20 protein-coding genes are annotated in these 24,641 nt (G+C 69.8%); 13 read left to right on the top strand and 7 right to left on the bottom strand.

All coding sequences use genetic code 11. From position 1 onward, the window contains the following. Positions 1 to 13 precede the first annotated feature (13 nt). The 3 genes from rpsR to rpsF all read right to left on the bottom strand — a co-directional run bounded on the left by rpsR (position 14) and on the right by rpsF (position 1,307). Positions 14 to 250, bottom strand: coding sequence for a 30S ribosomal protein S18 (gene rpsR, locus ACZ6X9_RS24120; protein ID WP_004950692.1), 237 nt, complete (start codon positions 248 to 250; stop codon positions 14 to 16). Positions 251 to 350: 100 nt separating this feature from the next. Next, complete coding sequence (locus tag ACZ6X9_RS24115) at positions 351 to 935, bottom strand: single-stranded DNA-binding protein (protein ID WP_185940370.1); 585 nt, start codon at positions 933 to 935, stop codon at positions 351 to 353. Between the two features lie 81 nt (positions 936 to 1,016). Further along, a complete protein-coding gene (gene rpsF, locus ACZ6X9_RS24110) occupies positions 1,017 to 1,307 on the bottom strand; it encodes a 30S ribosomal protein S6 (protein ID WP_004950685.1) in 291 nt (96 codons plus the stop codon). Positions 1,308 to 1,610: 303 nt separating this feature from the next. Between rpsF and ACZ6X9_RS24105 the strand changes: the two genes are divergently transcribed. The 3 genes from ACZ6X9_RS24105 (at position 1,611) to ACZ6X9_RS24095 (ending at position 4,246) form a co-directional block, all read left to right on the top strand. Beyond that, on the top strand, positions 1,611 to 1,949 hold the full coding sequence (locus ACZ6X9_RS24105; RefSeq protein ID WP_469780085.1) for a hypothetical protein: 339 nt from the start codon (positions 1,611 to 1,613) through the stop codon (positions 1,947 to 1,949). A 101-nt stretch (positions 1,950 to 2,050) separates the two neighbouring features. Beyond that, the gene (locus ACZ6X9_RS24100; RefSeq protein WP_469780084.1) at positions 2,051 to 3,169 is read left to right on the top strand and encodes a lipid II:glycine glycyltransferase FemX; all 1,119 of its coding nucleotides are present in this window, start codon (positions 2,051 to 2,053) and stop codon (positions 3,167 to 3,169) included. A 45-nt stretch (positions 3,170 to 3,214) separates the two neighbouring features. Further along, the gene (locus ACZ6X9_RS24095; RefSeq protein ID WP_469780083.1) at positions 3,215 to 4,246 is read left to right on the top strand and encodes an alanine racemase; all 1,032 of its coding nucleotides are present in this window, start codon (positions 3,215 to 3,217) and stop codon (positions 4,244 to 4,246) included. 46 nt (positions 4,247 to 4,292) lie between these two features. On the opposite strand, the gene ACZ6X9_RS24090 is transcribed toward ACZ6X9_RS24095, so the two are convergent. Together ACZ6X9_RS24090 and ACZ6X9_RS24085 are read right to left on the bottom strand one after the other, a co-directional pair. After that, positions 4,293 to 5,783, bottom strand: coding sequence for a glycosyltransferase family 87 protein (locus tag ACZ6X9_RS24090; RefSeq protein WP_469780082.1), 1,491 nt, complete (start codon positions 5,781 to 5,783; stop codon positions 4,293 to 4,295). Between the two features lie 147 nt (positions 5,784 to 5,930). Further along, entirely contained in the window at positions 5,931 to 8,585 is a 2,655-nt protein-coding gene (locus ACZ6X9_RS24085; RefSeq protein WP_469780081.1) for a transglycosylase domain-containing protein, read from the bottom strand. Between the two features lie 385 nt (positions 8,586 to 8,970). Between ACZ6X9_RS24085 and ACZ6X9_RS24080 the strand changes: the two genes are divergently transcribed. The 3 genes from ACZ6X9_RS24080 (at position 8,971) to ACZ6X9_RS24070 (ending at position 12,152) form a co-directional block, all read left to right on the top strand. Further along, positions 8,971 to 9,564, top strand: a complete 594-nt coding sequence (locus ACZ6X9_RS24080; protein ID WP_223768171.1) for a PadR family transcriptional regulator — start codon at positions 8,971 to 8,973, stop codon at positions 9,562 to 9,564. A 49-nt stretch (positions 9,565 to 9,613) separates the two neighbouring features. Then, a complete protein-coding gene (locus ACZ6X9_RS24075; RefSeq protein ID WP_469780080.1) occupies positions 9,614 to 10,696 on the top strand; it encodes an inositol-3-phosphate synthase in 1,083 nt (360 codons plus the stop codon). A 112-nt stretch (positions 10,697 to 10,808) separates the two neighbouring features. Further along, positions 10,809 to 12,152, top strand: coding sequence for an MFS transporter (locus ACZ6X9_RS24070; protein ID WP_469780079.1), 1,344 nt, complete (start codon positions 10,809 to 10,811; stop codon positions 12,150 to 12,152). A gap of 19 nt (positions 12,153 to 12,171) precedes the next feature. Here ACZ6X9_RS24070 and ACZ6X9_RS24065 read toward each other — a convergent pair whose 3' ends face one another. Further along, on the bottom strand, positions 12,172 to 13,641 hold the full coding sequence (locus tag ACZ6X9_RS24065; RefSeq protein ID WP_469780078.1) for a CCA tRNA nucleotidyltransferase: 1,470 nt from the start codon (positions 13,639 to 13,641) through the stop codon (positions 12,172 to 12,174). A 208-nt stretch (positions 13,642 to 13,849) separates the two neighbouring features. Here ACZ6X9_RS24065 and ACZ6X9_RS24060 point away from each other — a divergent pair, with 208 nt between their 5' ends. The 7 genes from ACZ6X9_RS24060 (at position 13,850) to trxA (ending at position 23,529) form a co-directional block, all read left to right on the top strand. Further along, positions 13,850 to 16,189 (top strand): DUF6049 family protein, encoded by a 2,340-nt coding sequence (locus tag ACZ6X9_RS24060; RefSeq protein WP_469780077.1) that lies wholly within the window; start codon positions 13,850 to 13,852, stop codon positions 16,187 to 16,189. A 46-nt stretch (positions 16,190 to 16,235) separates the two neighbouring features. Then, the gene (murJ, locus tag ACZ6X9_RS24055) at positions 16,236 to 18,491 is read left to right on the top strand and encodes a murein biosynthesis integral membrane protein MurJ (RefSeq protein ID WP_469780076.1); all 2,256 of its coding nucleotides are present in this window, start codon (positions 16,236 to 16,238) and stop codon (positions 18,489 to 18,491) included. Between the two features lie 109 nt (positions 18,492 to 18,600). Next, a complete protein-coding gene (locus tag ACZ6X9_RS24050) occupies positions 18,601 to 20,307 on the top strand; it encodes a protein kinase family protein (protein WP_469780075.1) in 1,707 nt (568 codons plus the stop codon). A gap of 95 nt (positions 20,308 to 20,402) precedes the next feature. Continuing rightward, positions 20,403 to 21,116: an RNA polymerase sigma factor SigM gene (gene sigM, locus ACZ6X9_RS24045; protein WP_469780074.1), complete on the top strand. Its 714-nt coding sequence runs from the start codon at positions 20,403 to 20,405 to the stop codon at positions 21,114 to 21,116. After that, positions 21,113 to 22,069, top strand: coding sequence for an anti-sigma factor (locus ACZ6X9_RS24040; RefSeq protein ID WP_469780073.1), 957 nt, complete (start codon positions 21,113 to 21,115; stop codon positions 22,067 to 22,069). Before sigM ends, ACZ6X9_RS24040 begins: the two co-directional genes overlap by 4 nt. 118 nt (positions 22,070 to 22,187) lie before the next feature. Next, complete coding sequence (gene trxB / locus ACZ6X9_RS24035) at positions 22,188 to 23,156, top strand: thioredoxin-disulfide reductase (protein ID WP_469780072.1); 969 nt, start codon at positions 22,188 to 22,190, stop codon at positions 23,154 to 23,156. 43 nt (positions 23,157 to 23,199) lie between these two features. After that, on the top strand, positions 23,200 to 23,529 hold the full coding sequence (trxA, locus tag ACZ6X9_RS24030; protein ID WP_469780071.1) for a thioredoxin: 330 nt from the start codon (positions 23,200 to 23,202) through the stop codon (positions 23,527 to 23,529). A 72-nt stretch (positions 23,530 to 23,601) separates the two neighbouring features. On the opposite strand, the gene ACZ6X9_RS24025 is transcribed toward trxA, so the two are convergent. Further along, positions 23,602 to 24,219 carry a GNAT family N-acetyltransferase gene (locus ACZ6X9_RS24025; protein WP_469780070.1) on the bottom strand — a complete coding sequence of 206 codons (618 nt, stop codon included), beginning with the start codon at positions 24,217 to 24,219 and terminating at the stop codon, positions 23,602 to 23,604. Between the last annotated feature and the right edge of the window lie 422 nt (positions 24,220 to 24,641).

Below are 24,641 nucleotides of genomic sequence, written 5' to 3'. Positions count from 1 at the left end.
GGTCACCCTTCCCTTATCGCGCGGACGAGGTGTAGGGCAGCAGCGCCATCTCACGGCTGTTCTTCACGGCCGTGGCGACGTCACGCTGGTGCTGGGTGCAGTTGCCGGTCACGCGGCGGGCACGGATCTTGCCACGGTCGGAAATGAACTTCCGCAGCATGTTCGTGTCCTTGTAGTCCACGTACGCGGTCTTGTCCTTGCAGAAAGCGCAGACCTTCTTCTTGGGCTTGCGCGGAGGCGGCTTAGCCATTGTCTCTCTCCAGTGTGATCAAGAAGTTGTTGCTGTCGCCCACGGGCCGCCGCGGAGGACGGCCCGGGCCCCGGAGGGCCTGGCTCCAGACCCTGCGGGCCTAGAAGGGCGGTTCGTCCGAGTAGCCGCCGCCGGAGTTGCCGGAGCCGCCGCCCCAGCCACCTCCGCCGCCGCCCTGCTGGCCGCCGGACGGAGCGCCGGTCGCCCAGGGGTCGTCGGCGGGAGCCCCGCCGCCCTGCGGAGCACTGGGGCCGGAGCCCCAGCCGCCGCCACCCTGGCCACCGCCGTTGCCGCCGCCGTAGCCACCCTGGCCACCACGACCCGTGGTCTTGGTGACCTTCGCCGTCGCGTTCTTCAGGCTGGCGCCGACCTCTTCGACGTCGAGCTCGTAGACCGTGCGCTTGACGCCCTCGCGGTCCTCGTAGGACCGCTGCTTCAGCCGGCCCTGCACGATGACGCGCATGCCTCGCTGAAGCGACTCGGCGACGTTCTCCGCCGCCTGCCGCCACACCGAGCACGTCAGGAAGAGGCTGTCGCCGTCCTTCCATTCGTTGGTCTGGCGGTCGAAGGTGCGGGGGGTGGACGCGATACGGAACTTCGCGACCGCCGCACCGGACGGGGTGAAGCGCAGCTCGGGGTCGTCGACGAGATTGCCGACGACCGTGATGACGGTCTCGCCTGCCATGGGTGAACCTCTCGGCGGGTGTGCTGCTGGCTGCTTGCTACTCGTTGCGATACAGCCCGATTACCTCTGAACCGAAGGGGTTCAGTGGGTCTCGGGACGGAGGACCTTGGTCCGGAGGACCGACTCGTTCAGGTTCATCTGGCGGTCGAGCTCCTTGACGACCGCAGGCTCGGCCTGCAGGTCGATGACCGAGTAGATGCCCTCGGGCTTCTTCTTGATCTCGTAAGCGAGACGACGACGGCCCCAGGTGTCGACCTTCTCGACCTTTCCGTTGCCCTCACGGACGACGGAGAGGAAGTTCTCGATCAGGGGAGAGACAGCGCGCTCCTCCAGATCGGGGTCGAGGATGACCATCACCTCGTAGTGACGCATGTGGAACCCACCTCCTTTGGACTCAGCGGCCACGGTCGATCCGTGGCAGGAGGGTCGTGATGCGTGAACAACGGTATCGGCTGACACTGACACCGAGGCCGATGCCAACCGCACGGACGATCAGCGGAAAGTCCCTGGGTCGCCCCCGGGACGGAAGCCGGGTCCGGGCAGATACCGATGCAGACCGTCCAGAGTACCCGCACTACGGCGTCCGGTTGAAATCCGGTCGCCCGCCCCCTCACTCTGGACGCACCGGGTGTGACCGGCGCTACACCGCGCCGCCTGCCTTCAGGAGGTAGCCCCATGACACAGGCAATCCGCCGGACTCCCACGTCGAAGAACCCGCGCGGGCTGATCAACACGGTGCTCAACAGCGACGGGAAGCCGCATCCACGGGAGAACACCCTGGTCGCGGTGACGGTCGTGCTGGGCCTGCTGGCCTTCGTCTCCGCGGCCTTCCACAACCTCCACCTGCTCAGCTCGTGGAGCGGCCTGGTGGGGATCCTCACCGGGGCGTGGGGCCAGTTCATCTCGGCCACCACGGGCGAACGCTTCCTGCTGATCATCGGCCTGGGCGCCGCCGCCATCGGCTTCTTCCTGGGCATGGCCCACGGCGGTCTCTTCGGCGGTGTGATCGGATAGCGGACCGTACGCCCAAACGGGGCGCTCCCCGGTCGCAGTAGGCTTCGGCGCGAGAGCCGGAGCCCCGACCCTGGGGACACACCTGCCGAGGAGCGCCCCGCATGAGCCTGACCCTGAGGACCATCAGCCGACAGCAGCATCTGGCATACATCCAGAGCCTGCGCGCTGCCAGTCACATGCAGGTGCCGGCCTGGGCGGACGTCAAGGCCGAGTGGCGCTCGGAGAGCCTGGGCTGGTTCGACAAGACCGGCCAGATGGTCGGCGCGGGCCTGGTGCTCTACCGCCAGTTGCCCAAGATCAAGCGCTACCTGGCCTACCTGCCCGAGGGCCCGGTCATCAACTGGTACGCCCCGAACCTCGAGGAGTGGCTCCAGCCGATGCTGGCCCACCTCAAGAAGCAGGGCGCGTTCTCGGTGAAGATGGGCCCGCCCGTCGTCATCCGCCGCTGGGACGCCAACGCCATCAAGGCCGGCATCGCCGATCCGGACGCCAAGCGCCTGCGCGACGTCGAGCCCACCTTCATCGAGCCGCGCGCCTTCGAGGTCTCCGACAAGCTGCGCCGCATGGGCTGGCAGCAGGGCGAGGAGGAGGGCGCCGGCTTCGGCGACGTCCAGCCGCGCTACGTCTTCCAGGTGCCGCTGGAGAACCGCTCGCTGGAGGACGTCCACAAGGGCTTCAACCAGTTGTGGCGCCGCAACATCAAGAAGGCCGAGAAGGCCGGCGTCGAGGTCGTCCAGGGCGGTTACGAGGACCTGGCCACCTGGCAGCACCTCTACGAGATCACCGCGGAGCGCGACAAGTTCCGCCCGCGGCCGCTGAGTTACTTCCAGCGCATGTGGACGGCCCTCAACACCGAGGACCCCAACCGCATGCGGCTGTACTTCGCCATCCACGAGGGCGAGGCCGTGGCCGCGGCGACGATGCTGATCGTCGGCGGGCACGTCTGGTACTCCTACGGCGCCTCCGCCAACCACAAGCGCGAGGTCCGGCCGTCCAACGCCATGCAGTGGCGGATGCTGCGCGACGCCTACGCGCTCGGCGCCAGCGTCTACGACCTCCGCGGCATCGGCGACTCGCTGGACGAGAACGATCACCTCTTCGGCCTCATCCAGTTCAAGGTCGGCACCGGCGGGCAGGCCGCCGAATACCTCGGCGAGTGGGACTTCCCGCTCAACAAGCTGCTGCACAAGGCCCTCGACATCTACATGTCGCGCCGCTGATCCGACAGCTCCATCCACACTCAGGGAAAGGTTCCGGGACCGGCCATGGCGCTCACGCTCTACGTCGACACCCAGCGCTGGCGGGCACACCAGCAGTCCGTCCTCCAGCAGTTCCCGGGCATCGTCCCGGTCTGCAAGGGCAACGGCTACGGCTTCGGCCATGAACGGCTCGCCGAGGAGGCCATCCGCTTCGGGGCGGACATCCTCGCCGTCGGCACGACCTACGAGGCGGCCCGCGCCAAGGACCTCTTCGGCGGTGACCTGCTGGTGCTCACCCCCTTCCGGCTCGGCGAGGAGCCGGTGCCGCTGCCCGACCGGGCCATCCGCTCGGTCTCCTCGGTCGAGGGGGTGCGCGGCCTGGTCGGCGCGCGCGTCGTCATCGAGGTCATGAGCAGCATGAAGCGGCACGGCATCAGCGAGGAGGACCTGCCCAAGCTGCACGCCGCCATCGAGGACGTGCGCCTGGAGGGCTTCGCGATCCACCTGCCCCTGGACCGCGCCGACGGCACCACCGGCGTGGACGAGGTCTCGGCGTGGATGGAGCGGCTGCGCGCCGCCCACCTGCCGCTGCACACCATGTTCGTCAGCCACCTGAAGTCCGACGAGCTGGCACGGCTCCAGCAGATGTACCCGCAGACCCGCTTCCGGGCCCGGATCGGGACCCGGTTGTGGCTGGGCGACCATGACGCCACCCAGTACCGCGGCGCGGTCCTGGACGTCACGCCGGTCTCCAAGGGCGACCGCTTCGGTTACCGCCAGCAGAAGACGGCCGGCGACGGCTGCCTGGTCGTCGTGGCCGGCGGCACCTCGCACGGCGTCGGCCTGGAGGCACCCAAGGCGCTGCACGGCATGATGCCGCGCGCCAAGGGCGTCGCCCGCGCGGGCCTGGCGACCATGAACCGCAACCTCTCGCCCTTCGTCTGGGCGGGCAAGCAGCGCTGGTTCGCCGAGCCCCCGCACATGCAGGTGTCGATCCTGTTCGTGCCGAACGACGCTCCCGCGCCGCAGGTCGGCGACGAGCTGGTGGCCCACCTGCGGCACACCACCACCCAGTTCGACCGGATACTCGATCACTGAGCCCCCCCCGTCGGCTCTTCCGTGGTGACCGGCCCCGGAGCGGCGGCTAGACCGTGCCGCCGCTCCCGGAGCCCCATTGGACCCGCAAGGTCTCCGGACGCTCCTCGTGCCGCTCGTGCGGTCGCGTCCGGCCCAGGACGCGTATGTCGGGGGCCCGGTCGAGCGGCCCGCCGGACGGGTCGTCCGAGCCGTCCCGCCGGATCACGTCCCGGTCGGGCCTGAGGATGTCGCGCACGACCAGCGCGCACAGGTACAGCGTCCCCAGCAGGTGCAGGACCAGCGCGAGTTGATAGCCGTCCTGCGGCAGCCCCTGGTGCTTGTCGCCGTCGCCCGTGTACGCGAGGTGGAACCAGATGCCGAGGAAGTACAGGACCTCGCACGCCTGCCAGACCAGGAAGTCCCGCCACCGCGGCCGGGCGAGCACCGCCAGCGGCACCAGCCACAGCACGTACTGCGGCGAGTAGACCTTGTTGGAGAGGACGAACAGCGCGATCTCCAGGAAGGCGAGCTGGGCCAGGCGCGGCCGGCGCGGCGCGTACAGGCACAGCGCGCCGATCGCCAGCGACCCGAGCGCCATCAGCACCGTGGCGTAGGTGTTCACGTCGTCCATCGGGTCTCCCGTGCGCTGGGAGACGAGCAGCCACAGCGACCCGTAGTCGACCGGCCGTTCCTGGCTGAACGTGTAGAACTTCGCCCAGCCGGCCCGGATCGGCGCCATCGGCCCGTCGACGACCAGCATCAGCGGCACGTTCACCACCAGCCAGGCGACGACGGCCGAGGAGAGCGCGGCCCGGAACTCCCGCCATCGGCCGGCCCGCCAGCACAGCAGGAACAGCGGCCATAGCAGCAGCACCGGATACAGCTTGGCCGCCGCCGCCAGCCCGATGAACAACCCCGCCGTGCCGGCTCGCCCGCGCGACCAGGCGAGCATCGCCACGGCCGTCAGCGCGACCGCGAACAGGTCCCAGTTGATGGTGGCCGTGAGCGCGAAGGCCGGAGCCAGGGCCACCAACAGGGCGTCCCAGGGCCGGCGCCGATGCGTCCGGGCCACGCAGAAGGCGATCACCACGGCACAGACCAGCAGCATTCCGGCGTTCACGAACCAGTAGAGCTGGGCCCGGTGCTGGGCGCCGCCGCCCGGTGTCAGCAGCGCCGCGACCTCCATGAAGGCACCGGTGAGGACCGGGTACTCCAGGTAGTCCATGTCGCCCATGGAGCGCGGGATCTCGTCCAGGTACGGGATGAGCCCCTGGTCGAAGCCGCGGCCCGTGAACAGGTGCGGGATGTCGGAGTAGCAGGCGTGGGTGTACTGGGTGGTGGCGCCGAAGAACCAGCCGTGGTCGTAGCACGGGACCTTCTGCACCATGCCGAGCGCGAACATGCCGATCATCACCAGCACGACCACCCGTACCGGCGTCCGCCACCCGCCGGGCAGCGCACGCCGCCCGGCCGGCCCGCCGATCAGCTCACTGCCGGCCGCGGCGACCTCGTCCTCCTGGGTGGGCCGCACCATCCGGTCGTCCCGCACGCTCCTCATGCGCCCATCCTGCCGTACGTCTCCCGGGCCCGCTGGCGGCTGTGGACAAGCCGGGGACGAGCCCGTGCTTGTGGAAAACCTCGGGACCGTTCCGAGTGAACGGAACGGTCCCGAGGTTTCCGGGACGCCCTGACGGGCGCCGGACGCTCAGCCGAACGGCCCGCCGAAGAGGCCGCCGCCCTGCCGACGGTTCTGGCCCGGCGGCATCTGCTCGTCGCCGCCGGGGTCACCCTCCTGGCCGCCCGGCCCGCCGGGCTCGCCGCCCGTGGCCCCCGCCGGGCCACCACCGGGCCCGCCGTCGTCCTTGTGCCCGTGGTCGCCGAGCCGGCACCGCGGATCGAGCAGCCCGCAGGAGTGGGTGGGCCGCGGGGACGGCGACGGCGGTGCGGACGGGGACGCCGGTGCCGACTCCGAGGGCGACGCGGAAGGCGACGCCGACGGCGCGGGGGCCGGGGACGGGCTGGCCCCGTCACCGAAGATCTTCTCGCCGATGGGCTGCGGCGGGTCGAACTGCCGGATGGGGACGCCCTTGAGCGCCTTGCCCATGTAGTCGGCCCAGATCTCCGCCGGGAACGACGCACCGTGGATGGTGGGCTTCCCGCCCACACCCCGCATCGACAGGAACTGCTGGTTCTTGGCGTTCGGATTGACGCGGTACATGCCGACGGCCGTGGAGAGCTGCGGGGTGTAGCCCGCGAACCACGCCGAGCGGTTCCCGTCCGTCGTCCCCGTCTTGCCCGCCGCCGGCCGCGCGCCGAGCCGGGCCGCCGTACCGGTGCCCGCGTCCACGACCGTCTTCAGCACGTCGGTGACGTTGTTCGCGACGTTGGCGCTGAACGCCTGCGCGCTCTTCTTCTCGTGCCGGTAGACCGGCTTGCCGCTCTTCTCCACCTTCTCGACGGAGTACGGGTCGATCTGCCGGCCGTTGTCCGCGAACGTCGCGTAGGCGCCCGCCAACCGGATGGCGCTCGGCGCGGAGGTGCCCAGCGAGAAGGTCGGGGTGATCGAGGCCAGTTGCTCCTTGTCCAGCCCCGCGGCCAGGGCCGCCTCCCTGACCAGGTCCGTGCCCACGTCCATGCCGAGCTGGATGTAGGGGGTGTTCACCGAGAACTGCATGGCCGTGCGGAGGCTGATCAGGCCCTTGTCCTCGTCGCCGTCGTTCTTCTGGTGCCACTCCCGGCCGTCCTGGTCGTGCCAGACGGTCCCGTTGTACATCCGCAGCGTCAGCTTGTCGTCACCGTTGTAAATGCTCTCCGGAGAGACCAGCGTGCGCTGGCCGTCGCTCTGCTGCGGGCCCAGCGCGGGATTCCGCTTCCCGTGCGTCATGGCCGCGGCCAGCACGAACGGCTTGAACGTGGACCCCACCTGGACACCGGTGTAGTCCGCGTTGTTAGTGAAGTGGGTGAGGGCGTTCTCGCCACCGTAGATGGCCTTGATCTTCCCGGTTCCGGGCTCGACGGACGCCCCGCCGAACTGGACGTACTTGTCGACGTCCCGCACGTCCGGCTTGAGGTTCGCCTTGCGCACGTCCTCGACCGACTTGGCCAGGGCGTTGACCTTCTTCCGGTCGAACGTGGTGTAGATCTGATAACCGCCCTTGTCCAGCTCGCCCTTGCTGATCACGGAGTGGGCGGTGATGTAGTTGTCGGCGAGGTCGGTGAGGTAGCCGATCTGGCCCGCGCGGTTGGTCGCCGGCTTCGGCTTCTGCGGCTGCGGGAAGCCCTGGCCGACCCACTTGTCCCGCTCGGCGGCCGTCATGTGGCCGACCTGGACCTCACGGTCCAGCGTCCACTTCCACCGGTCCATGGCCCGCCTGGTGTTCTTCTCCGGCGTCGCCGCCGGTCCCTGGCCCCCGTAGGGGTCGTACAGGTTCGGCCCGTTCAGCGTCGCCGCCAGGTAGGCGCTCTCGCTCGGCGTCAGGTCCGCGCAGTCCTTGTCGTAGTAGGCGCGCGCCGCCGCCTGGATCCCGTAGGCCCCCCGGCCGTAGTAGGCGGTGTTGAGGTAGCCGGCGAGGATGTCGTGCTTGTCCTGGGTGGCCCCGACCTTGACCGAGATCAACAGCTCGGTGGCCTTGCGTTTGAGCGTCTGTTCCTGACTCAGGTACGTGTTCTTGACGAACTGCTGGGTGATCGTCGAACCGCTCTGCGTCTCGCCGCCCTGCGCCATCTTCACGACCGCCCGGGCGATGCCCATCGGGTCCACGCCCCAGTCCTTGTAGAAGCTGGCGTTCTCGGCGGAGATCACCGCGTTCTGCATGGACTTCGGGATCTGCGAGATGGGCACGATCTGCCGGTTGAGGCTGCCGCCGCCGGCCACGACCATCTGCTTGCCGTCGGACCAGTAGTAGACGTTCTTCTGCACCTTCGAGGCCAACTGGGCGCTCGGCACCTGCACCACGGCCAGCGCCACGCCCACCGTTCCCACGATCAGGCCGACGAACGACGCGATCGAACCCGTGACCAGGCGCCAGGAGGGGATCCAGCGCCGCCAGCCGTCACGGCCGGCCCGCGGGTAGTCGACGAGCCGCTTCCGTCCCGGTCTGCCACCGTCCCGCCGGGCCCGGCCCGGGCCTCCGGCGCCGGGCGGACGTCTGCGCCCACCCGCGCCGGCCCCGCGCCGGTCCGCCCGGCGGGCGTCGGCACGGCCCCCTGACCGGGGCTCCTCGGCCCGGCCACGGCCGGGCAGGTCGGGGCCGCCGCGTGGTGCGGCGCGGCGGCCGGGCGTCGGCTGCTGCGCCGCCCGCCTGGCCGCGGCTCGTCCGCCGCCCTGCGGCTGGGGCGGCTTACGGCGATGCTCGCTCATCGAACGACTACTTCCTCGGGCAGGCGCTATCGCCTGGAAGCGGCAGGTGGCTTGCGTTCCCCCCGGTGCGGTCCGGCCCCCTGAACGGCCGGGCGCACAGCGTCCGGGACGAGGACGTCAGGTCGCGTCACCCGGTTCCCGGTGGTCTGCATGGCGCACAGAGTACGCACGGTCAAATCCCGACTACTGGGGATGTTCACTCCAATTCAGGCCGCGCGTGTCCCACGAACCGGTGATGTGACCTCGTTCACCGTTCCCCCTCTTGTCGACTCAGGACGCTCGCTCTATCGTCTGGATGTATCGAGTCGATACATCAGCTCGGCATAAGTGACCAGTAAAGACACAGGAGCAAAGGACTAGGCTGTGGGGGACAAGGAGGCGAAACATGAGCAGACGCTCCGGCATCCTCGAGTTCGCCGTCCTCGGCCTGCTCCGCGAGTCCCCCATGCACGGCTACGAGCTGCGCAAACGCCTGAACACCTCACTCGGGGTGTTCCGGGCGTTCAGCTACGGCACCCTCTACCCCTGCCTGAAGTCCCTGGTGGCGAACGGCTGGCTGGTGGAGGAGCAGGGGAGCGCTCCCGACGACGCCAAGGCGGCGTCCCTGGCCGGACGGCGGGCGAAGATCGTCTACCGGCTGACGGCAGAGGGCAAAGAGCACTTCGAGGAATTGCTCGCGCACACCGGTCCGGACGCGTGGGAGGACGAGCACTTCGCCGCCCGCTTCGCGTTCTTCGGACAGACCTCGCGGGACGTACGGATGCGGGTCCTGGAAGGCCGCCGCAGCCGGCTCGAGGAGCGGCTGGAGAAGATGCGTGCCTCTCTCGCCCGTTCCCGCGAGCGCGAGCGGCTGGACAGCTACACCCTCGAACTGCAGCGCCACGGCATGGAGTCGGTGGAGCGCGAAGTCCGCTGGCTGAACGAGCTGATCGAGAGCGAGCGGGCCGGGCGTGACAAACGCACCGGTCCGGACCAGTGAGCCCTGCACACAGCAGGGCTTCGTCGAGAACGAACAGGGAGCAACCGGAATGGGTTCGGTTCGCGTAGCCATCGTCGGCGTGGGCAACTGCGCCGCCTCGCTGGTGCAGGGCGTCGAGTACTACAAGGACGCCGACCCGAACGGCCGCGTGCCGGGTCTGATGCACGTGCAGTTCGGCGACTACCACGTGCGGGACGTCGAGTTCGTGGCCGCGTTCGACGTGGACGCCAAGAAGGTCGGTCTCGACCTCGCCGACGCCATCGGTGCCAGCGAGAACAACACGATCAAGATCTGCGACGTCCCCGCCACCGGCGTGACCGTGCAGCGCGGTCACACCCTGGACGGTCTCGGCAAGTACTACCGCCAGACCATCGAGGAGTCCCCCGAGGCCCCGGTCGACGTGGTGCAGATCCTGAAGGACCGCCAGGTCGACGTGCTCGTCTGCTACCTGCCGGTGGGCTCCGAGGCCGCCGCGAAGTTCTACGCGCAGTGCGCCATCGACGCCAAGGTCGCGTTCGTCAACGCCCTCCCGGTCTTCATCGCCGGCACCAAGGAGTGGGCGGACAAGTTCACCGAGGCCGGTGTCCCGATCGTCGGTGACGACATCAAGTCCCAGGTCGGCGCCACCATCACGCACCGCGTGATGGCCAAGCTGTTCGAGGACCGGGGCGTCATCCTGGACCGCACGATGCAGCTCAACGTCGGCGGCAACATGGACTTCAAGAACATGCTCGAGCGTGAGCGCCTGGAGTCCAAGAAGATCTCCAAGACCCAGGCCGTCACCTCCCAGATCCCCGACCGGGACCTCGGCGAGAAGAACGTCCACATCGGCCCGTCCGACTACGTGGCCTGGCTGGACGACCGCAAGTGGGCGTACGTCCGCCTCGAGGGCCGCGCCTTCGGCGACGTCCCGCTGAACCTGGAGTACAAGCTGGAGGTCTGGGACTCCCCGAACTCCGCCGGTGTCATCATCGACGCCCTCCGCGCCGCGAAGATCGCCAAGGACCGCGGCATCGGCGGCCCGATCCTGTCCGCCTCCTCGTACTTCATGAAGTCGCCGCCGGTGCAGTACTTCGACGACGAGGCCCGCGACCAGGTCGAGAAGTTCATCAAGGGCGAGGTCGAGCGCTGAACCCTCGGATGACCGGGCGCCGACCCCTCGCGTAGAGGTCTCGCACAGGTCCCGTACAGGCCCTCGGGGGGAATCCCCCCGAGGGCCTGTCCCGTGTGTGAGGCTGTGCTGCATGCCCGTTGTGCGTGATCTCCGCGTCCTGCTCCGACTGCGTGATTTCCGCCGTCTGCTGACCGTACGGCTGCTCTCCCAGGCCGCGGACGGCGTCTACCAGGTCGCGCTCGCCGCCTATGTGGTGTTCTCCCCCGAGAAACAGACGTCTCCCGCCGCCATCGCCTCCGCGATGGCCGTCCTGCTGCTGCCGTACTCGCTGCTCGGGCCCTTCACCGGCGTCCTGCTGGACCGCTGGCGCCGCCGCCAGGTGCTGCTCCACGGCAACCTGGTCCGCTCGGTCCTGGCCGTCGGCACCGCCGTCCTCATCCTCGCCGAGGTTCCCGACTGGATCTTCTACGCCTCGGCCCTCTCCGTGACGGCCGTCAACCGCTTCGTCCTGTCCGGCCTCTCCGCCTCCCTGCCACGTGTGGTCGACAGCCGCGAGCGGCTGGTGATGGCCAACTCGCTCTCGCCCACCGCCGGCACCCTCGCCGCCACCGCCGGCGGCGGCATCGCCTTCGCGGTGCGCCTCGCGGCCCCGGAGGGAAGTGCCTCCGACGCCCTGGTCGTCCTGGTCGGTGCCGCCCTCTACCTCTGTGCGGGCCTCAGCGCCCTGCGGCTGCCCTCCGGCCTGCTGGGGCCCGGTACCACCGGACCGCGGGTCACCCTGCGTACGGCCATCGGAGTGACCGTCCACGGCCTGACGGACGGGCTCCGCCATCTGGCCCACCGCCGGCCCGCCGCACGAGCGCTCGCCGCGATGACCCTGATGCGCTTCTGCTACGGCGCGCTGACCGTCACCCTGCTGATGCTGTGCCGCTACGCCTGGACGGACACCGACTCCGCCGGGCTCGCTCTGCTGGGGCTCGCGGTCGGGGTGTCGGGGGCCGGCTTCTTCGTGGCGGCGCTGATCACCCCGTGGGCCGTCGGCAGGTTCGGACAACTGGGCTGGATGGTGGTCTGCGCAGGTGCCGCCGCCGTGCTCGAACCGGGACTGGGGCTCCCCTTCGAGCCGGTCCCGATGCTGATCGCGGCCTTCGTCCTGGGACTCATCACCCAGGGCGCCAAGATCTCCACGGACACGGTCGTCCAGGCATCGGTGGACGACACCTTCCGCGGCCGGGTCTTCTCCCTCTACGACGTGCTGTTCAACGTCGCCTTCGTCGGGGCCGCAGCCGTGGCGGCCCTGATGCTGCCGCATGACGGCCGGTCCGCGCCCCTGGTCGTCACCGTCGCCGTGCTCTATGGAGCGACGGCCGCCGCCCTGGCGGCCCGAGGGCCGGTTTCACGTGAAACATCGACTGAAGCCCCGACGTCCGAGGACGGGACCGCGCCCACCGACGACCCCCGACGTTTCACGTGAAACGGAACCGGCCGCACGCTCAGCCCTGGGCGGCCCACCACTCCTTCAGCGCGGCGACGGCCTCGTCGCGCTCCATGGGACCGTGCTCCAACCGCAGCTCCAGCATGTGCTGGTACGCCTTGCCGACCTGAGGACCCGGGGGAATGTCCAGGATCCGCATGATCTCGTTGCCGTCCAGGTCCGGACGGATGGCGTCCAGCTCCTCCTTCTCCTGAAGGTCCGCGATGCGCCGCTCCAGCCCGTCGTACGCCTGGGAGAGCGCCTGCGCCTTGCGCTTGTTGCGCGTCGTGCAGTCGGACCGGGTGAGCTTGTGCAGCCGGTCGAGCAGGGGTCCGGCGTCCCGGACGTAGCGACGGACGGCCGAGTCCGTCCACTCTCCCGTGCCGTAACCGTGGAAGCGCAGGTGCAGCTCGACGAGGCGCGAGACGTCCCTCACCAGCTCGTTCGGGTACTTGAGCTTGGTCATCCGGGACTTGGTCATCTTCGCGCCGACCACCTCGTGGTGGTGGAAGGAGACCCGGCCGTCCTTCTCGAACCTGCGCGTCCGCGGCTTGCCGATGTCGTGCAGCAGGGCCGCCAGCCGCAGGGTCAGGTCGGGGCCGCCACCCGGCTCATCGCGCGGGGCCTCCAGGTCGATGGCCTGCTCGAGGACGATCAGGGTGTGCTCGTAGACGTCCTTGTGCCGGTGGTGCTCATCGCGCTCCAGCCGGAGGGCCGGCAGCTCGGGCAGGACCAGGGCGGCCAGTCCGGTGTCGACCATGAGGCGGAGGCCCTTGCGGGGGTGGTCGGAGAGGATGAGCTTGTTGAGCTCGTCCCGGGTCCGCTCGACGGAGACGATCTCCAGGCGTCCGGCCATCTCCGTCATCGCGGTGACGACCTCGGGCGCCACCTCGAAGTCGAGCTGGGCGGCGAACCGGGCGGCCCGCATCATGCGCAGCGGGTCGTCGGAGAAGGACTCCTCCGGAGTGCCGGGCGTGCGCAGGACTCGGGCGGCGAGGTCCTCCAGGCCGTTGTGCGGGTCGATGAACTCCTTCTCCGGGAGCGCCACGGCCATGGCGTTCACGGTGAAGTCGCGGCGGACCAGGTCCTCCTCGATGGAGTCACCGTAGGAGACCTCCGGCTTGCGCGAGGTCCGGTCGTAGGCCTCCGACCGATAAGTCGTGATTTCGAGATCGAATCCGGACTTGCGGCAGCCGACGGTCCCGAAGGCGATACCGACCTCCCAGACCGTGTCGGCCCAAGGCCGGACGATCTTCAGCACGTCGTCCGGACGGGCGTCGGTGGTGAAGTCGAGATCGTTGCCGAGCCGGCCGAGCAGCGCGTCCCGTACCGAGCCGCCGACCAGGGCAAGAGTGAACCCGGCGGCGCGGAAACGCCGAGCGAGGTCGTCTGCCACGGGGGACACCCGCAGGAGCTCGCTCACGGCGCGGCGCTGCACCTGGTTCAGTTCGTTCGGCGGCACGGAGTCACTGTTGTTGGCGTTCGGCACAACAGGAAAGGGTACGTGTCCGGACGGCGATAGCCCTCCTCTCACGGCGGAACTGTATGAGGACCGTCATAAACCGCCACAGCCTGGGCATCGACCCGCTGCCGTGATCTTGCGCTGCGGTCCGCAGCACTTCGGCACAGCGCGCCTCGTTACCATTCGTGGACGCACATCCGACGACCACTGACGACGACGAGGGACGGGCGAGCGCGTGGCCGAGGCGGCAGAGTTCCAGGAGACGTTCCGGGGGACGACGCCTCCTGCCGCTTTCCACCGGATCCGGCCGGTCCTGACCCTGCTGGCCGCCCTGCTGGTGGTCTTGGGCCTGATCGAGTTCTCCACGTTCTCCGCCGCGCCCCCGGCGCGTGCCGACGGCACCGGTTCCCGCACGGTCTCGATCTCCATCGATTCCCTGACGCCCGTCGCGCCCACACAGAGCGACAAGATCACCATTTCGGGGACGGTGACCAACAAGGGCCGGTCCACGGTCAGTGCCGGACACGTCGGACTGCGCATCGGGGGGCTGCTCTCCACGCGCAGCGAGATCGACGACATCGGCGACCGGACCGCCTTCTCCCCGGGTGGTGACGGCCCTGAGCTGACCGGCCACACCCAGAAGATCGACAAGCTCCAGCCGGGCATCTCCCGCGAGTTCCAGCTCACCGTCCCCGCGAAGGACCTCAACCTGGACCGGGACGGCGTCTACCCGCTGGGGGTCTCGTTCTCCGGACAGACCGCCGACCAGCAGTACGAGCGGGTGCTCGGCATCCGCCGCACCCTGCTGCCATGGCAGCCCTCCGGCGCGGAGGGCAAGAAGACCAAGGTCACCTTCCTCTGGCCGCTGGTCTCCAACACCCACCTCACGGCCCGCACGGAGTCGGACCAGCAGCAGACGCCGATCTTTCCCAACGACGACCTCGCGGCGGAGCTGGCCCCGGGCGGCCGTCTCCAGCAGTTGGTGGCGCTGGGCAAAGAGCTGCACGTCACCTGGGTGATCGACCCCGACCTGCTGGCCACCGTCGAGGCGATGACCAAGAGCTACCAGGTCGCGCAGCCGAGCGGGAAGGTCATCCCCGGCCGGGGCCAGGCGGTCGCCAAGCAGTGGCTCAGCCAGTTGCAGACGGCGGTGTCCGGCAAGGAGGTCGTCGCCCTGCCCTTCGGCGACCCGGACCTCGCCTCGCTGGCCCACCACGGCGCGGGCGTGGGCGGCGCGCTCAGCCACCTCCAGTCGGCCACCGAGCTCGCCGGCATGACGGTGGACACCATCCTCCAGGTGAAGCCGCGTACGGACTTCGCCTGGCCGGTGGACGGCGCCGTCGACTCCTCCATCGTCCAGGTGGCCACCTCGGCGGGCGCGCACAACATCATCGCCCGCAGCGACAGCCTCCGGGAACCCGACGGCTCCCCGTACGCCCCCACCGCGGCCCGCCAGATCGGCGGTGGGACCACGGCCATCGTCGCCGACGCGCGCCTGTCCACTGCCTTCGAGGGTGATCTGTCCCGGGCGGGCGAGGCCTCGCTCGCCGTACAGCGGTTCCTCGCCCAGAGCCTGATGATCAACGAGCAGGCGCCGGAGAACGAGCGCAGCATCGTCGTGGCCCCGCAGCGCATGCCGACCACCGGCCAGGCCCAGGCGATGGCCACGGCCCTGGGCGGGCTGTCCGCCGGGCGCTGGACACAGCCGCTCGACGACCTGAGCGACGCCGCCAAGGTCAAGCCGGATCCCGCCGCCGGCCGCCGGGTGCCCAGCCCCGGCTCCTACCCGGACGCCCTCCGCGCCCAGGAACTGCCCACCGAGGCGTTCACCGAGATCCAGAGGACACAGGACGAGCTGTCCTCCTTCAAGACGATCCTCACCTCCCCGGACCGGGTGGTCATCCCCTTCGGCAGCGCGATCATGCGCGAGATGTCCACCTCGTGGCGCGGTGACCCGGCGGGCGCGTCGGACTTCCGCGCGGCCGTGCAGTCGTACCTCGCCACCCTGCAGAACACGGTCAAGCTGGTGGAGAAGTCCGACGCGACCCTCTCCGGCCGCAGCGCGACGATCCCGGTGACCGTGAAGAACGGCCTGCTCCAGGGCATCGACCACCTGTATCTGCAGCTCGAGTCCACGCAGCCGAACCGTCTGAAGGTCACGGACAAGCAGCCCGTGAAGATCGACGGCGGGCACAGCCAGTCGGTGAAGTTCGAGACCAGGGCCTACGCCAACGGTCCGGTCACGGTGAAGGCGCAGCTCTACACTGCCGACGGCCAGCAGGTGGGCGAGCCGATGCGCTTCACTGTGCATGTCACGTCCATCACCCCTATGGTGCTGCTGGTCATCGCCGGTGGTGTCCTCCTCCTCGTCCTCGCGGGGCTCCGCATCTACCTCAAGCGCAAGCGGTCGGGCAACCGAGACGGCGCCGGGAACGGTCCGGAGACCGGTGGTGAGGGCCCCTCGGACGGCGGCGACGACGGCGGCGGCGAGCCCGAGCGGCCGGGGGACCCGGCGGCGGACACCGGAACCGGGAGCACTGAGCCCTCCCGCCCGGGTGAGAAAGTGGAACGTTGACGTGTCGTGGGGCCGGTCGGCCGCGGACGGATGAGGTGGGCTAGGGATGAACGCGCCGTACGACGGTGACCGCGGCCGGGGCGCGGGAGGTGACCGACGGGACCAGTACCCGCCGGCGCCGCCCGGTGCCCAGGAGCCGCCGCAGCCGGGCCCGTACGCCCCGGACCCGTACCTCGGAGACCCCTACCCGGCCGAGCCGTACCCCGGCCGGGAGCCGGCCGACGACGCCGGCGCACGGCAGGGCTTCCCCCAGGGCGGGCAGCCCCCGTACGGCCGGCAGCAGTACGGGCAGCCCCAGGGCGGCCCGCCGGTCCCGCCGCCCGCGCCCGCGTACCCGCAGCAGCAGGCCCACCAGCAGCAGCCCTGGCCGCCGGCCCCCGCGTCCGGTGACGACGAGGCCACCCAGCTCATCGGCAGCGTGAGCGGCTTCCCGGACCGGACGACGCCCCCGTCGCCCCAGCGCGACGCCTTCGCCCACCTGTACCGGGACCAGCAGCAGCCCTACGAACCGCAGAGGCCCTCGGGCCGGCAGACCCCGGCACCCGGACAGCACCCGGTGCCGCCGTCGATGGAACACACCCAGCCGATGGTGCCCGCGGTGGAGCCGCCGGCGGCCGAGCCGCTGGTGGAACCGGAGCCCGCGCCGGCTCCGGCCGCTTCGGCGGCCAAGGGCGGCAAGGCGGCGGGGCTGCTGAAGTCGAGTGCCCTGATGGCGGCGGGCACGATGGTGTCGCGGCTGCTGGGCTTCATCAAGCAGGCCCTCGTCGTCGCCGCCCTGGGCACCCAGGTGCTGGCGGACACCTACACGGTGGCGAACCAGTTGCCCGCCATGGTGTTCTTCCTGACGATCGGCGGCGGCCTCAACTCCGTCTTCATCCCGCAGTTGGTGCGCTCCATGAAGGAGGACGCCGATGGCGGAGAGGCCTACGCGAACCGGCTGCTGACGCTGGTCGGGGTGATCCTGGGCGCTCTCACCCTGCTGACCGTGCTGGGGGCGCAGTACCTCGTCCCCCTGATGTCGAACGACTTCGCCAACAAGCCCGACGCCAACTCGGTGACGGTCACCTTCGTCCGCTACTGCATGCCCACCATCTTCTTCATGGGCGTGCACGTGGTGATGGGGCAGATCCTCAACGCGCGCGGCCGCTTCGGCGCGATGATGTGGACGCCCGTCCTCAACAACGTCGTCGTCATCGCCACCTTCGGCCTGTTCCTCTGGGTGTACGGCACGGCGGGCAGTTCCGACCTTCAGGTGAGCACGATCCCGCCGGAAGGCATCCGCCTGCTGGGCATCGGCACCCTGCTCGGTCTTGTCGTCCAGGCCCTGGCGATGGTCCCTTACCTCAAGGCCGCGGGATTCAGGATCCGGCCGCGCTTCGACTGGCGCGGTCACGGCCTCGGGAAGGCTGCGAAGCTGGCCAAGTGGACGGTGCTGTTCGTCCTCGCCAACCAGGCGGGCAACCTGGTCGTCACCCAACTGGCCACCGCGGCCGGCGCCGACAGCGGGCAAAAGGGCACCGGCATCACCGCCTACATCAACGCCCAGCTCATCTGGAACATGCCGCAGGCCATCCTCACCGTCTCGATCATGGCGGCGATGCTGCCGCGGCTGTCGCGCTCGGCGGTCGACGGTGACACCAGCGCCGTCCGGGACGACATCTCCCAGGGTCTGCGCACGTCGGCCGTGGCGATCGTGCCCATCGCCTTCGCCTTCCTCGCCCTGGGCGTCCCCATCTGCACCCTGCTCTTCGGCTCCGGTGGGGTCGGAGGCGCCCGCTTCTTCGGCTACGCCCTCATGGGCTTCAGCCTCGGCCTGATCCCGTTCTCGGTGCAGTACGTCGTCCTCCGCGCCTTCTACGCGTACGAGGACACCCGCACCCCCTTCTACAACACGGTCATCGTCGCCGCGGTCAACGCCTCCTGCTCGGCGCTCAGCTACTTCCTCCTTCCCGCCCGCTGGGTCGTGGTCGGCATGGGCGTCTCCTACGGCCTCGCCTACGCCGTCGGTGTCGGTGTCGCATGGCGCAGGCTGCGCAACCGGCTCGGCGGCGACCTGGACGGCGCCCGCGTGGTGCGTACGTACGCCCGCCTCATCGGCGCGTGTGTTCCCGCGACGCTCATCGGCGGTGCCATCGCCTACGGCATCGGCCAGGTGCTGGGCAGTGGTGTCCTCGGTTCGCTCGCCGCCCTGATCGGCGGTGGCGTGATGCTGCTCGGCGTCTTCTACATCGCCGCCAAACGCATGCGCGTGGAAGAGGTCACCGCCATGGTCGGCATGGTGCGCGGACGCCTGGGACGCTGACCGGAGCACAACCATCGCCCGTCGTCGCGTGTCGTGCAGGGCGACGGAGTGTGGGCACAATTGTCTTGGCTGCGGACAGGGTGCAACGGACGGGGAGGCAGGAGCGACGGTGGCGGAACGGAGCACGGCTGCCGTCGACGTGGCAGGCAGCAGCGACACGCAGGACGAACCGTCGCTGACCGCCAAGGCGGACCAGGCCACGGCCGACGGGACGGAGGCCGGGATCACCGAGGAAAGCGGCGCCGGTGCGCCCCTGGACACCGGGCGCACGACGGACGGAAAGGCCCCGCGCGGCGACCGCGCACCCGAGCTGCACAGCGGACACAAGCTCGCCGGAAGGTACCGCCTGGAGGAGTGCGTCACCCGTCTGGAGGGATTCAGTAGCTGGCGCGCTGTCGACGAGAAGCTGCGCCGGGCCGTCGGCGTCCACCTGCTGCCGGCCGATCACCCCCGGGCCCGCACGGTGCTCGCGGCGGCCCGCTCCGCCGCGCTGCTGGGCGACCCGCGCTTCGTCCAGGTCCTCGACGCCGTCGAGGAGGACGACCTCGTCTACGTCGTCCACGAGTGGCTGCCCGACGCCACCGAACTGACCTCGGTACTGGCCGCCGGCCCGATGGAGCCCTTCGACGCCTACCAACTGGTCAGCCAGGTGTCGCAGGCCATGGCGGCCGCCCACCGCGAGGGCCTCGCCCACCTGCGGCTGGGCCCCGGCTGCGTACTGCGCACCGGTTCGGGGCAGTACCGCATCCGCGGCCTGGCCGTGATGGCGGCGCTCCGCGGCATCACCTCCGACTCCCCCCAGCGCACCGACACCGAGGCCATCGGCGCCCTGCTGTACGCCGCCCTCACCCAGCGCTGGCCCTACGAGGGCGACGCCCACGGTCTGGCCGGGCTGCCCAAGGGCGTCGGCCTCATCGCCCCCGACCAGGTGCGGGCCGGGGTCCACCGGGGCCTCTCCCAGTTGGCGATGCGGGCGCTCGTCAACGACGGCGCCACCGCGTCCCGCCAGGAACCGCCCTGCACCACACCGGAAGAGCTCGCCAAGGCCGTCTCCGCCATGCCGCGGATCCGTCCCCCGGAGACGGCCTTCTCCGCCGCGCCGGCCTACTCCCGTCCCCAGCCGGGCGGTGGCTACGGCCCCCAGCCCCTCCACCCCGTCGGCCCTCCGCCGCCGCTGCAGAGCCGTACCGGCACGGCCATCAAGTGGATCGTCTCCTCGTTGCTCATCGCCGCGCTGGGGCTGGGTAGCTGGCAGCTCGCGGACACCTTGCTGAAGCACTCGGACTCGGACGACGACCCCCAGCAGTCGCAGCTCACGGACAACGAGGCCAAGAAGAAGACCGACAGCCATGCGCTGAAGATCCATGGGGCCCAGGAGTACGCCTCGGACGGCAAGCTTCAGCACCCCGGGCAGGTGCCGAACACCTACGACAAGCAGGACGAGACAGCCTGGCGGTCGCTCTCCTACAACGACCAGTTGGCGCCAGGTTCCTTCAAGGACGGTGTCGGCATCGTCTACGACCTGGGCAAGGAGGAGCAGGTCACCAAGGCGGAGATCGAAATGATCCACCGGGGCGGGACCACCATCTCGCTGTACGCCTCCGACGGCCTCACCCCCTCCGGCCCGCCGAGCAGCCTGAAGAAGCTGTCCGAGGTCACCGAGAACGGCCTCACCGCGCAGCTCTCCGTCAAGAAGCCCGCCAAGACGCGCTACGTACTGGTGTGGATCACGGCCATGCCCAACGCCCCGCAGGAGGAGTACAGCAAGGCCGGGCACAAGCAGGGCATCACCGAGGTCCGCTTCCGCGGCCGTTGACCGAGAGACCCCCTGGCCCCTACCCAGTCGTTCCTCCTCCTCTCTAAGTTGGTCTCGACAACGGATCGCGCGCGAGACAGCGCTCTCAGGGCGGGGTGAGTGCCATCGCAGAGGACGGACGGCAGCAGCGGACGCCGACGGCCGGCAGTGACAGCGAGCTGCTCGCCCTGCATGTCGCCGGAGACCCCGACGCCTTCAGCGAACTCGTACGGCGCCACCGGGACCGGCTGTGGGCGGTGGCCCTCCGGACCCTCGGTGACCGAGAGGAAGCGGCTGACGCCGTGCAGGACGCGCTCGTCTCCGCCTACCGCGCGGCCCACACCTTCCGCGGCCAGTCGGCCGTCACCACCTGGCTGCACCGCATCACCGTGAACGCCTGCCTGGACCGGGCTCGCAAGGCCGCCGCGCGCCGTACGTCACCTCTCGCCGAGACCGAGAAGCTCGAGCACCTCCTGGAGCCGCACGAGTCCGCCGCCGAGCCGGCCGAGCGGAGCGACCTCCACAGAGAACTGCTGCGGGCCCTCGCGACTCTCCCGCCCGATCAACGGGCCGTCCTCGTTCTGGTCGACATGCAGGGTTATCCCGTGGCCGAGGCCGCGGCCGTATTGAATGTTCCCGTGGGCACAGTGAAGAGCCGGTGTGCCAGAGCACGGGCGAGACTGCTGCCGATGCTCACCCATCTGCACCCCGGCGGCAGGGGTAGCCCTCGTTCCGAGAGGGAAAGGAACCGGTCGCAGGCAACGTCCGTCCCACCACCGGCTGGACGGAGTGACGTGGACCCAGTGAAGGGCGGAGGTGGGCGAGCGTGACCTCGACGACCGGCACGGACGGGCACCCGGAGGTCGCGGAGATCTCCGCACTCACCGAAGGGATGCTCTCCCCCGCGCACAGCGCGGACCTGCGGGAGCATCTGGCCGACTGCACGGTCTGCGACGACGTCCGGGCTTCCCTCGACGAGATCCGCGAGCTGCTGGGCACTCTGCCCGGCCCCGCCAGGATGCCGGCGGACATCGCGGGCAGGATCGACGCGGCCCTCGCGGCGGAAGCACTCCTCGATGCGACGGCTCCGCAGGAGACGGCCGCGACCGTTTCACGTGAAACCACGACGGTGATCCCCGACCATGTTCCACGTGAAACACCGCTTGAACCGATCCATGGCGTCAAGAGCTCGGTTTCACGTGAAACATCGCTCGCCGACCGACCCACCCGCCGCCCGCGGGGCCCTGTGGGCCCAGGTCGCCAGACGACCGCCGGGAAGCCCTCCGGGAAATCGGCCGCCACTCGCGGTCGCCGCTGGCGCCGCACACTGCTGGGCACTGCCTGTGCCGCCGCCGCCATCGGTGTGAGCACGTTCCTGCTCCAGGGTGCGGGAGACGACGGGGGCGACCGCCCCACGCTGCGAGCGGACAGCCCGAGTCCCTCCGCGTTCGCCGTGTCCGAGCTGACGACACGGGTGCACAACGCGCTGTCGAATCACAAGCCCGCCGAGACGCACGGCATGCGCGCACAGGACGGTGCGGAACCCTTTGCGGGGTCGGACAGCACCACCCCCTACTGCGTGCGCCAAGGCATCGGTCGCACGGATTCCGCTCTCGTGGTGCGCCAGGAGCGCTTCACCGGAACGGACACCTACCTGGTGATCTACCCGCACTCCCGTGACGCCGCGCTCGTTGACGCTTATGTCGTCGCGGCGGACTGTGTCGCCACCTCCTCCGGCAGGCCGGGGAAGGTGCTGGTAAAGGAGACGGTTCCGCGCTCCTGAGCCGTTTCTCCGGCCGCTGCGATGTCCCTGGGGGAATGCTCGCCCCGTAGGATCCGTTGGGTGGGGTGAGACCCAGCAAGGACCCAGTCAGCAGTCGGCAGAGACAAGGAAGACACCCGTGAGCGACGTCCGCAACGTGATCATTATTGGCTCCGGGCCCGCGGGCTACACGGCCGCGCTCTACACCGCCCGCGCTTCGCTGAAGCCGCTGGTGTTCGAGGGCGCCGTGACCGCCGGTGGTGCGCTGATGAACACCACCGATGTCGAGAACTTCCCCGGCTTCCGCGAGGGCATCATGGGCCCGGACCTCATGGACAACATGCGGGCCCAGGCCGAGCGCTTCGGCGCCGAACTGATCCCGGACGACATCACGGCCGTCGACCTCACCGACGAGATCAAGACCGTCACGGACTCCGCCGGCACCGTCCACCGGGCCCGGGCCGTGATCATCGCCACTGGTTCCCAGCACCGCAAGCTCGGCCTGCCCCGTGAGGACGAGCTGTCCGGCCGCGGTGTGTCCTGGTGCGCCACCTGCGACGGGTTCTTCTTCAAGGACCAGGACATCGCCGTGGTCGGCGGTGGAGACACCGCGATGGAGGAGGCCACCTTCCTCTCGCGCTTCGCCAAGTCGGTCACCGTCATCCACCGACGTGACGCGCTGCGCGCCAGCAAGGCCATGCAGGAGCGGGCCTTCGCCGACCCCAAGATCTCCTTCGTCTGGGACAGCGAGGTCGCCGAGATCCACGGCGACGCCAAGCTCTCCGGTCTGACCCTGCGCAACCTGAAGACCGGCGAGACCTCCGAGCTGCCGGTGACCGGCCTCTTCATCGCCATCGGTCACGACCCCCGCACCGAGCTCCTCAAGGGCCAGCTCGAGCTGGACGACGAGGGTTACCTCAAGGTCGACGCGCCGTCCACCCGCACCAACCTCACGGGCGTCTTCGCCGCCGGTGACGTCGTCGACCACACCTACCGCCAGGCGATCACCGCGGCGGGCACCGGCTGCTCCGCGGCCCTGGACGCGGAGCGCTACCTCGCCGCCCTGGGCGACGGCGAGAACGTCCGCGAGCCCGAGCAGAGCGCCTGATCCCCTTCCCGCCCCCCCACAGAGAAGAATCAAGGAGACCGCAATGGCTCTCAAGGCCGTGACCGACGCGTCCTTCGACGAGGACGTCCTCAAGAGCGACAAGCCCGTGCTGGTGGACTTCTGGGCCGAGTGGTGCGGCCCCTGCCGCCAGATCGCTCCCTCGCTCGAGGCCATTGCCGCCGAGTACGGGGACAACATCGAGATCGTCAAGCTGAACATCGACCAGAACCCGACCACCGCCGCCAAGTACGGCGTCATGTCGATCCCGACCCTCAACCTCTACAAGGGTGGCGAGGTCGTCCAGACCATCGTGGGCGCCAAGCCGAAGGCCGCCCTGGAGCGCGAGCTGTCGGACGTCCTCCACGTCAAGTAAGCGAAGCGCTGACGTTTCACGTGAAACAGGGTCCGTTCCCCCTCGGGGACGGACCCTGTTCCGTATCCCGGGCTACAACGGGCGCAGCGCCGGCTCCTTCTGCACCGCGCCCAGCAGCCGGTCCAGGGCCAGCTCCACGTCCTCCTTCCAGGACAACGCGGAGCGCAGCTCAAGCCGGAGCCGGGGATAGCGCGGGTGCTGACGCACCGTCTTGAAGCCCACCGCCAGCAGGTGGTCGGCCGGGAGCACGCACGCGGGCTCCTTCCACCGGGCGTCACCGAACGCTTCGATGGCCTTGAACCCCCGCCTCAGTACATCCTTGGCGACCGTCTGCACCATGACCCGCCCCAGCCCCTGGCCCTGGAACCGCGGTGCCAGCCAGGCGGTCATGAGCTGGACGGCATCAGCGGCCACCGGGCTGGTGGGAAAGGCCGTCGCCCGGGGGACATAGGCCGGCGGAGCGTAGAGCACGAACCCCGCCGGCTCGTCGTCGACGTAGACGACCCGGCCGCAGGATCCCCATTCGAGGAGTACGGCGGAGATCCACGCTTCCTTCTCCAGCTCGGGCCGGCCCGCCCTCAGTGCGGCCTCGCCGCTGACAGGGTCAAGCTCCCAGAACACGCACGCCCGGCAGCGCTGGGGAAGGTCCGGCAGATTGTCCAGAGTGAGCGGTACGAGGCGACGCCCCATGGAGCCAGTTCCTCACTTCCTACCCGTGCCGCGCCGCGGGCGGCGCTCAGCGCACTGCGCTCCCTGAGCAGGCCGCCGACGAATCCGCCGACCGCGCCCAGACCCAGGCCCGTCGCCACCAGTCCGGTCCGGCTCACCGTTCGCATGGCCTCGTTCCTCCGTCAACCGCATCCGCATGTCCGACGTGGTGGTGCCATACCTCAACGCATCGTATCCACCGGTGGTTTTGGCGGACACCGGACCAAGGCAAAGGGGCGGGGCGTGTTCCACGGGAAACCCGTTGTTTCACGTGGAACACGCCCCGCCCCGAATGATCCCGGCCGGGACCTAGGCCGTCTCTTTCGGATCACTTTCACTGGCGTGCGATAGGTTGCCCGCCATGACTGGACTCGGATCCGTTGCCTGGCCACCTGCCCCGATAC

It is taken from the genome of Streptomyces sp. NPDC052910 (assembly GCF_055585605.1).
This window is presented reverse-complemented; position numbering and strand designations above follow the sequence as displayed.

Excerpts from the sequence above, each read along its gene's own strand:
- ACZ6X9_RS24115 (WP_185940370.1), bottom strand. The coding sequence starts at position 935 with ATGGCAGGCGAGACCGTCATCACGGTCGTCGGCAATCTCGTCGACGAC.
- murJ (WP_469780076.1), top strand. The coding sequence starts at position 16,236 with ATGAACGCGCCGTACGACGGTGACCGCGGCCGGGGCGCGGGAGGTGAC.
- rpsF (WP_004950685.1), bottom strand. The coding sequence starts at position 1,307 with ATGCGTCACTACGAGGTGATGGTCATCCTCGACCCCGATCTGGAGGAG.
- ACZ6X9_RS24085 (WP_469780081.1), bottom strand. The coding sequence starts at position 8,585 with ATGAGCGAGCATCGCCGTAAGCCGCCCCAGCCGCAGGGCGGCGGACGA.
- ACZ6X9_RS24105 (WP_469780085.1), top strand. The coding sequence starts at position 1,611 with ATGACACAGGCAATCCGCCGGACTCCCACGTCGAAGAACCCGCGCGGG.
- ACZ6X9_RS24075 (WP_469780080.1), top strand. The coding sequence starts at position 9,614 with ATGGGTTCGGTTCGCGTAGCCATCGTCGGCGTGGGCAACTGCGCCGCC.
- trxA (WP_469780071.1), top strand. The coding sequence starts at position 23,200 with ATGGCTCTCAAGGCCGTGACCGACGCGTCCTTCGACGAGGACGTCCTC.
- ACZ6X9_RS24100 (WP_469780084.1), top strand. The coding sequence starts at position 2,051 with ATGAGCCTGACCCTGAGGACCATCAGCCGACAGCAGCATCTGGCATAC.
- ACZ6X9_RS24070 (WP_469780079.1), top strand. The coding sequence starts at position 10,809 with ATGCCCGTTGTGCGTGATCTCCGCGTCCTGCTCCGACTGCGTGATTTC.
- rpsR (WP_004950692.1), bottom strand. The coding sequence starts at position 250 with ATGGCTAAGCCGCCTCCGCGCAAGCCCAAGAAGAAGGTCTGCGCTTTC.
- ACZ6X9_RS24025 (WP_469780070.1), bottom strand. The coding sequence starts at position 24,219 with ATGGGGCGTCGCCTCGTACCGCTCACTCTGGACAATCTGCCGGACCTT.
- ACZ6X9_RS24095 (WP_469780083.1), top strand. The coding sequence starts at position 3,215 with ATGGCGCTCACGCTCTACGTCGACACCCAGCGCTGGCGGGCACACCAG.
- ACZ6X9_RS24080 (WP_223768171.1), top strand. The coding sequence starts at position 8,971 with ATGAGCAGACGCTCCGGCATCCTCGAGTTCGCCGTCCTCGGCCTGCTC.
- ACZ6X9_RS24090 (WP_469780082.1), bottom strand. The coding sequence starts at position 5,783 with ATGAGGAGCGTGCGGGACGACCGGATGGTGCGGCCCACCCAGGAGGAC.